This window comes from Thermodesulfobacteriota bacterium (assembly GCA_035559815.1).
Taxonomy (GTDB): Bacteria; Desulfobacterota_D; UBA1144; order Nemesobacterales; family CSP1-2; genus DATMAT01.
In genome coordinates this window covers 1-6,687 of sequence record DATMAT010000016.1, presented here as the reverse complement: position 1 = coordinate 6,687, position 6,687 = coordinate 1, and the positions used below count along the sequence as shown (strand labels likewise).

Sequence of the window (6,687 nt, the reverse complement as noted above, 5' to 3'; positions counted from 1 at the left end):
CGACTCCTACAGAAGTCTTCACAGTCGTGCACCTTTCTTGTCCCTGGCTATGCTCTTATTCCTTCTTTCCCTGGGGGGCATTCCATTTGTGGTAGGATTCTGGGCAAAGCTCTACATATTCCTGGCAGCCGCCGAGGCAGGCTATATCTTTGTAGTTTTCCTTGGCGCCCTTTTGACCGTCGTAGCCCTTTTCTACTATCTCAACGTTGCCCGCAAGATGTATATTGAGGAGAGTCCCGGAGAAAGAAGCTCCATATCCCTACCGTTTGATTTATCCATTAGCATCGGTGTTTCCGCCGTGGCGGTGGTACTTCTCGGCCTTTATCCAAAGGGAGTTGTTTGGATAGCGGTAAGGGCGATCTCCACCTTGGGACAATATAATTCGATGATTCCCTGACTAGGATCATGCCGACCGCTTTCGACCGAGATCACCTGGCGGATTTTCCTCTCTTTGGCCACAGCCGATTGCTACAAAAATGTAGCGCTCACTGTGGCACGCTTTTCAAACCGTTTTCAAGGTATTAAAGATGTATACGTATTTTTACTGCCCAGAATACGGTATTTACCTGATTGAACCTTTGATTTAACTCCGATAAGTGTGTAGTTAGAGTTCAAACAAGGTTGTATGTAACTGTAGATGAAACTTTATTCTCTAGAACTTGAAATGGGGTTGATGAAATGGCTTTTATCGAGGTAAATCTTTCTAGACCGGGGAGAAGGAAGATTAACGATATGGGTAGACCCGTGGCTTCCCTCATACTCTTGTCGAATGAGAGGGGAATCAAATGTGAGGTTAGGCCGCCAGTATTGGTAATCGAGGGGGATATGGGAATTCTCCTAGAGATTCTGTATGAACTGGATAATGATTCGTTCAGAAAAATATCAAATAGAGTCTCGATCACCGTCGAGTCCGACGAGATTTTTATAAGTTTCTATCCAGGCTAGACTGAAACCATCTTAGTTTTATTATACTAGACTCTCAGTCTAAATATCTCCGAAAAGAAACTGCAATATGGACAAGGCTACAATACCGGCCGTTTCCGTTCTCAGTATTCTTGGGCCTAGACCTATGGGTGTAAATCCCTCCTCTATGGCTAATTTGACTTCATTCTCTGAGAAGCCCCCCTCGGGGCCGAATAATAGTGTAATATCATCAATAGGTTGGATAGTATTCTTCATGTTATTTATTAATCTAGTCTCAGCCTTTTCATAAAACATAAGTTTTAATTTGCTGTTATTATTAAATTTAATTGCAGCATCGAAAGTTAGCGGCGTAAGAATTTTAGGCGCTTTAACCCTACCACATTGCTTTATAGATTCGTTAGCTATCCTCTGCCATCTTTGAATTTTACGTGACTCCCTTATCTGTGACCTCTCCGTGATCACCGGTATTATTGTTCTTACCCCCAACTCGGTGGATTTCTCCACTATCCAATCCATCTTGTCTCCTTTGGGAATACCTTGGAGGAGGGTTATATTGAGCCCGGACTCCGTTTTCACATCCCTTGATTCCCGTATTAGGACTTTAACCTCTCTCTTATTGATTTCTGTAATTTTTCCTTCATATTCGACCCCGCCTTCCTCGAAGAGAACTACGTCGTTGCCCGGTCTCAGTCTCAGGACATTAACTATATGACGATAGTCAGGACCGGTTATGGTGGCTGTTTCGTTTTTTATTTGGCCTGGGGTTATAGGAAATCTAGGCATAACGCTTTGAGTTAGTGGATAAAAGATACCCTAGTGACTCAAACATTCTTTGATTATTTATCTGTAAATGTCAAGATTAGATGGTGTTAAAATAATGAAACTTTTGTCTTTGCCATTCGTATAATTATGGTGAAGACGGTAAACAAATTTAGAGAGCGCTCGGTGTTCAGACTGAAAAGTAAAGAAGAGCTGGCGGATGAGGAGGCTATGAAAAGGTTCCAGGAAGGCGATGCCGAGGCTTTCGATATTCTTCTTCAGCGTCATAGTTCGGGGGTTTTGAGGTTTATATCCAAGATGGTAAAAACCGGCAGCCCGCACGCTGAGGACTTACTCCAAGATGTTTTTATGAAGGTAATACAGAATAGGAAAAGCTATGATTCCAAACTGAAGTTTACCACCTGGCTTTATAGCCTCGCCCGGAATCGCTGTATAGATTATTTGAGGGGGGAAACGCATAGAAGCCATTCCTCTCTAAACACCTCTTTCTTTTCCGAAAAGCAAGATGATAGAGCGACCATGCTGGATGTGGTCAGAACTGCGGAGAGAAACCAAGAAGAAAAAGCCATGGATAACGAGATTCGAACTTTACTCAGCAGAGGTATCGACGATTTGAGGGAAGAATTCAAAGAGGTTTTCTTACTCAGGGAAGTAGAAGGATTGTCCCTCGCGGAGATTTCGGAGATTACGGAAGCTCCTTTGAGTACGGTGAAGAGCCGTCTCAGGTATGCTTATAAAAACCTAAGGGATATTTTTGTTAAGGCAGGTTATTCCCGGTATAGACAAAGGGCTCAAGAGGTTTGAAACAAACATGGATTGTAAGAGTTTCGACAAGGTTTTAGTAGATTTTGTGGAAGGAGAACTCGACCGCTCGGAGACGGAAGCAGCATTGAATCATCTTGCTGCATGTCCCTATTGTTCCCGGGATGTGGAAGAGTACAAGGAAATTAAACGAATACTGGAGGATGAAAATCCAATGAAAGCCTCCCCGGAGCTACTGGCCAGAATATCGGCAGCGGCCAGGGGAGAATTAGCCAAGGAGAGACAGTCTTTCTGGAAGAAATGGTTTTATTCACCCATCTTGGTTCCGGTTTTGAGCTCGGCATTAGCCCTTTTTATATGGGTTTCTTACGGACAAAAAAGTTTAGACCTGTTCTCTAGTGGAAGAGATATTTATCCCACTGAAGTTGTAGCGAAGAAACTGCCAGCGCCGGAAGAATCGTTTTTATCTGCCGGTAAAGAGGAAGTGCAAAAAGACTCTCGACCCGAGCAAACTGAGGTATTGCGAAGGTTATCACCTGCTTCTCCGCCGATTTTCGAGAAGAGAGTAGAAAATCAGACATCTTCACCGGGATCAGCTCCATTCATGGCTAAGTCCTCCATCGAGGCCACGAAGGAAGAAGATGAGGCTTCTCAGTATGACGTTCCATTCTCTAGTGAGTCTGAATCTGAGAGTGGAATTGCGAAAGAAGGACCTGGAACCAATGAGGAGTCGCCGAGGGATGATCTGCTGGCAGGGGGAAGCGTTCAGGACGAGCGGGAATTAAGAACAACTGAGGGAAAAAGTAAAAAATCTGACCCGGCCTCTTACCAGGAATATCAATACTACGCTCTATTAAACCTGGCGTTGAAACAGCAGAATGAGGGTGATTGTGAACAGGCTATAAAAACTAATGAAGAGCTTCTGAAAACATCTCCGTTACCTCCCGGCCCGGTACAGGCTAAGGCTTATCTTTCCCTGGCCGAGTGCTACGAGAGAGAGGGCAATTGGGTTGAGGCTATCAGCAACTATAATAATCTCCAGAGGGTTTCTCCGGAGCAGTCTACATACGCTAAGAATAAGATAGCGAGCATACTGCAGAAAAGTTATCTTCCTAGGTCGAGAGAAGCTTCCGAGCCCGGGTCCAGTGAAGAAAGTCAGGAGACGAGGTGACTTATTAATGATCACTTCGTGCTATTGAATATCATCGTTACTCCCGAAGAGTTTAGGAGAATGGAAATCCGCAGTCTGTCATTTCCGTGGAGCTTGTCCTCGCGTACGCGGGAATTCCTACCGATTTGTCATTCCCGTGGAAACGGGAATCCATTTATAGAGACGCAAAATGTTGCGTCTCTACTTAATCAACACCTGCTTGACTCAAATAGATGTTCAGTTTAAATTTACTATGGCTCCGGTCAGAAAAATAACTAATCTCACCTAAAATCAAACCAAATCCGGCGTAGCTCAGTCGGCAGAGCGAGTGGCTGTTAACCACTGGGTCGGGGGTTCGAATCCCTCCGCCGGAGCCAATAATATCAAGGTCTTACATGCCACCATCAAGACTCGACCCCTTGTTGTTCACCACCGGGTTCACCAAATGAGTTGAAATTTGCTAATTTTTCCACTGCATCGGTTAGTGAGTCTCCGGGATGAAAATACTGCATAGTGGTTTTAATATCGGCATGGCCTAGTATCTCCTTGACCGCTACGATGTTAGCCCCGCTCTCGGCCATACGGGTAGCCGCCGTATGTCTCAGATCGTGAAATCTAAGCCCCTTAATACTAGCCCTCTTTCAAGCCATACCGAAAGCTCTCTTGAGTGTACTTGAGTTGTTAGATGTATATAGGCACTTTACTAACTATTATGATAAAATTGGTCTATAATTTTACTGGAGATTCAGTAAGAGCTTAAATTGTTCTGCACTAGATAGGGTCAAAAGGGACGAGGAAAATAAACAAAACGGGGTGACAAATGCCCCAAGTCCTGAGCAGCTTAGCGGAGAGATATACTACCAATTTTATACGATTTCAGCCCATCCTAACATCCGTTCAAATAAGGTATATGAATAAAAATATGCTAAGTAGATAAAATGGGTTGGAGTATTGTAACTATGTATGGCAAGGTCAAAAATATCACTGGCATCTAAAAAGGAGGTCTGGAGGCATGAATAAATTGCATGGTATTAGTTTACTGATTTCTATTACGTTATTAGCCTATAGTTGCATGAGTGCGGCCCAGCATCAACAGAGCTTGCCCTCGACTCAAGAACGTGAGACCACGGTTGGGATAGTTCAAAGAGAAATTCGTAAGGGCATGTCTCAAGCCGACGTTGCTACTGCGTTAGGCTCCCCCAATATAGTAACAAGAGATAGTTATGGCAAAGAAACTTGGATATACGATAAAATCGCATCCGAAGTTTCATACTCACAAGATGCGGGCGGTACGGGTTTAATCATTAACCTTTTTGGAGGTTATTCTAGACAGGCGGGTGCTGCAAGTAGAACCGAAAGAACCTTAACCGTAGTGATTAAGTTCGATGAGAACAATCTAGTTGATACATTTTCTTATCACGCAAGTAAGTTTTAGTTTTTAAAGAAAACTCAATGAGGGGGAAGGATGCTATGACAAGTTATAATGTGTTGTTTTTGTTATCCCTGGGTTTTCTCCTTTCTTGTATGGGAGCACCCAAAGTTGATACTACAAAAACTCAACTTCAGATAAGGGAATTTCAAACCAGGGCTTATGATACAACCGATATAAAAATGGTCTTGAAGGCAGTAGCCAATGTGCTTCAGGATGACGGTTATATTATTAGGGATGCCGAGGTTGAGCTTGGAATCATAAATGCTGTCAAGGAGGCCGACATAGAAAGTGGTGGCGAAAAGTTCTTGGCTATTCTATTTTTAGGTGTTAATGCAAGATGGAAAAAGAATATGATAATTGAGTCTACTATTAATGTAAGCGAATTCGGGAAACAAACACGGGTAAGAGCCAACTTTGTGGCTAAAGCACATGATAATAGGGGCGACGTGATCTATGTCCAACAAGTGGAAGACGAGCAATTTTACAAGGACTTCTTCGCAAAGGTAGACAAGGGAATATTCATTCAAAAGGAACAATTATAGGGGGTAAAAAGCAATGTCTAAATCAACCCGAAACAGCGGTAAGCCGTGGACAAAAGATGACATCAACCAGTTAAAAAGATTCGCCAAGGAAAACACGCCCACTAGGGTTATCGGACTTGAGCTTGGGCGAACCGAAGATGCCGTGAGAAGGAAGGCATAAGACGAAGATATCTCTCTAAAACCCACAAATCAGTCTCCCTACAATCGAAGGAAAAAATAGTTGCTCATCCCGTTACTGGGAAAGACAAGTATCTTATTGTAGGGATTTAAAGTTAATCTTTGGGAGGCTTTTTAAAGATGGGAAAATGCGGAGTATGTGGTGCAATATTGAACGAGCCTGATAACACTCCGATAGATGAGCGCAAACCATGTCCAACTTGTAGTTCAAAGTCACGTTCTTATGGTGAAACAAATCTTGTCGTTGAGATGGAGGCGCACACCAAAATCAAAGGCACAGTTCGCAACAAAGATAAGTCGAAAAAACCGTTAATGGAATTCAAATCTGGCGATGATCTTACCCATAAAACTGGAAAATGGTCAGACCGGAAAATGACCTTAGACTATGAGAAGGATGAGTATGAGGAATTAATTACGGACAAGGAGACTGGTGAGGTTATTCATCATTGCAAAGAGCCTTTGAGTAAACATAGAGGTCATGGTTCGGCAAAGAAAAAGAAAACTGAGTAGTCAGGACTTTTGGGTCAAAATATGTTTGGGTCAAAATACCGACTTTTTGTGCAAAACCTCCTAAATCTTTTGGTCTGAGTATAACAGGTGGTCTACTTTTCTCTTCTTTCCTTGACACTGCTTTTTCTCTGTGGGCTTTATTTTCGGCTTGTCGTTTATCGGTTTCATCTTTTAAACTATCTTGAATTGAAAGTATGGTTATTCCTATAATTGCAAGAATAGCAAAAACTCTAACTAGGGTACCGCAACCCATTCCCTTTCTAAAAGGAGAAAAGGAGATGCAACCCTCTTTTCTTGGATGGAACGGGAATCCACGGTAGGAACACGCCACGGCGTGTTCCTACATACTGAAAGAACCCTTGATGAATGGAGTTTTCCTTTCCCACTGAGTACCTCGATGAGGTTAGTGT

Annotated in this window: 10 protein-coding genes and 1 tRNA gene; 9 read left to right on the top strand and 2 right to left on the bottom strand. The window is 43.0% G+C overall.

The window, feature by feature from the left end:
- Positions 1–397, top strand: a 397-nt coding sequence (locus VNN20_03415) for a proton-conducting transporter membrane subunit (protein ID HWP91234.1), incomplete at its 5' end; no start/stop codon positions are given.
- A 281-nt stretch (positions 398–678) separates the two neighbouring features.
- The gene (locus VNN20_03410) at positions 679–945 is read left to right on the top strand and encodes a hypothetical protein (GenBank protein ID HWP91233.1); all 267 of its coding nucleotides are present in this window, start codon (positions 679–681) and stop codon (positions 943–945) included.
- Positions 946–984: 39 nt separating this feature from the next.
- On the opposite strand, the gene VNN20_03405 is transcribed toward VNN20_03410, so the two are convergent.
- The gene (locus VNN20_03405; protein HWP91232.1) at positions 985–1,707 is read right to left on the bottom strand and encodes a 16S rRNA (uracil(1498)-N(3))-methyltransferase; all 723 of its coding nucleotides are present in this window, start codon (positions 1,705–1,707) and stop codon (positions 985–987) included.
- A gap of 162 nt (positions 1,708–1,869) precedes the next feature.
- Between VNN20_03405 and VNN20_03400 the strand changes: the two genes are divergently transcribed.
- From VNN20_03400 to VNN20_03390, 3 genes are all read left to right on the top strand, one after another.
- Positions 1,870–2,508, top strand: coding sequence for a sigma-70 family RNA polymerase sigma factor (locus tag VNN20_03400; GenBank protein ID HWP91231.1), 639 nt, complete (start codon positions 1,870–1,872; stop codon positions 2,506–2,508).
- Between the two features lie 7 nt (positions 2,509–2,515).
- The gene (locus VNN20_03395) at positions 2,516–3,637 is read left to right on the top strand and encodes a zf-HC2 domain-containing protein (GenBank protein ID HWP91230.1); all 1,122 of its coding nucleotides are present in this window, start codon (positions 2,516–2,518) and stop codon (positions 3,635–3,637) included.
- A 280-nt stretch (positions 3,638–3,917) separates the two neighbouring features.
- Positions 3,918–3,993 (top strand) — tRNA-Asn (locus VNN20_03390).
- 27 nt (positions 3,994–4,020) lie between these two features.
- Here the strand turns inward: VNN20_03390 and VNN20_03385 are convergent.
- Positions 4,021–4,245, bottom strand: a complete 225-nt coding sequence (locus VNN20_03385) for a tyrosine-type recombinase/integrase (GenBank protein HWP91229.1) — start codon at positions 4,243–4,245, stop codon at positions 4,021–4,023.
- 383 nt (positions 4,246–4,628) lie between these two features.
- Here VNN20_03385 and bamE point away from each other — a divergent pair, with 383 nt between their 5' ends.
- The 4 genes from bamE (at position 4,629) to VNN20_03365 (ending at position 6,277) form a co-directional block, all read left to right on the top strand.
- A complete protein-coding gene (gene bamE, locus VNN20_03380; protein ID HWP91228.1) occupies positions 4,629–5,051 on the top strand; it encodes an outer membrane protein assembly factor BamE in 423 nt (140 codons plus the stop codon).
- Between the two features lie 17 nt (positions 5,052–5,068).
- Positions 5,069–5,590 (top strand): hypothetical protein, encoded by a 522-nt coding sequence (locus VNN20_03375; protein HWP91227.1) that lies wholly within the window; start codon positions 5,069–5,071, stop codon positions 5,588–5,590.
- 13 nt (positions 5,591–5,603) lie between these two features.
- On the top strand, positions 5,604–5,750 hold the full coding sequence (locus VNN20_03370) for a hypothetical protein (GenBank protein ID HWP91226.1): 147 nt from the start codon (positions 5,604–5,606) through the stop codon (positions 5,748–5,750).
- Positions 5,751–5,887: 137 nt separating this feature from the next.
- Positions 5,888–6,277 (top strand): zinc ribbon domain-containing protein, encoded by a 390-nt coding sequence (locus tag VNN20_03365; protein HWP91225.1) that lies wholly within the window; start codon positions 5,888–5,890, stop codon positions 6,275–6,277.
- Positions 6,278–6,687 lie beyond the last annotated feature (410 nt).

Excerpts from the sequence above, each read along its gene's own strand:
- VNN20_03365 (HWP91225.1), top strand. The coding sequence starts at position 5,888 with ATGGGAAAATGCGGAGTATGTGGTGCAATATTGAACGAGCCTGATAAC.
- VNN20_03370 (HWP91226.1), top strand. The coding sequence starts at position 5,604 with ATGTCTAAATCAACCCGAAACAGCGGTAAGCCGTGGACAAAAGATGAC.
- VNN20_03410 (HWP91233.1), top strand. The coding sequence starts at position 679 with ATGGCTTTTATCGAGGTAAATCTTTCTAGACCGGGGAGAAGGAAGATT.
- bamE (HWP91228.1), top strand. The coding sequence starts at position 4,629 with ATGAATAAATTGCATGGTATTAGTTTACTGATTTCTATTACGTTATTA.
- VNN20_03375 (HWP91227.1), top strand. The coding sequence starts at position 5,069 with ATGAGGGGGAAGGATGCTATGACAAGTTATAATGTGTTGTTTTTGTTA.
- VNN20_03405 (HWP91232.1), bottom strand. The coding sequence starts at position 1,707 with ATGCCTAGATTTCCTATAACCCCAGGCCAAATAAAAAACGAAACAGCC.
- VNN20_03395 (HWP91230.1), top strand. The coding sequence starts at position 2,516 with ATGGATTGTAAGAGTTTCGACAAGGTTTTAGTAGATTTTGTGGAAGGA.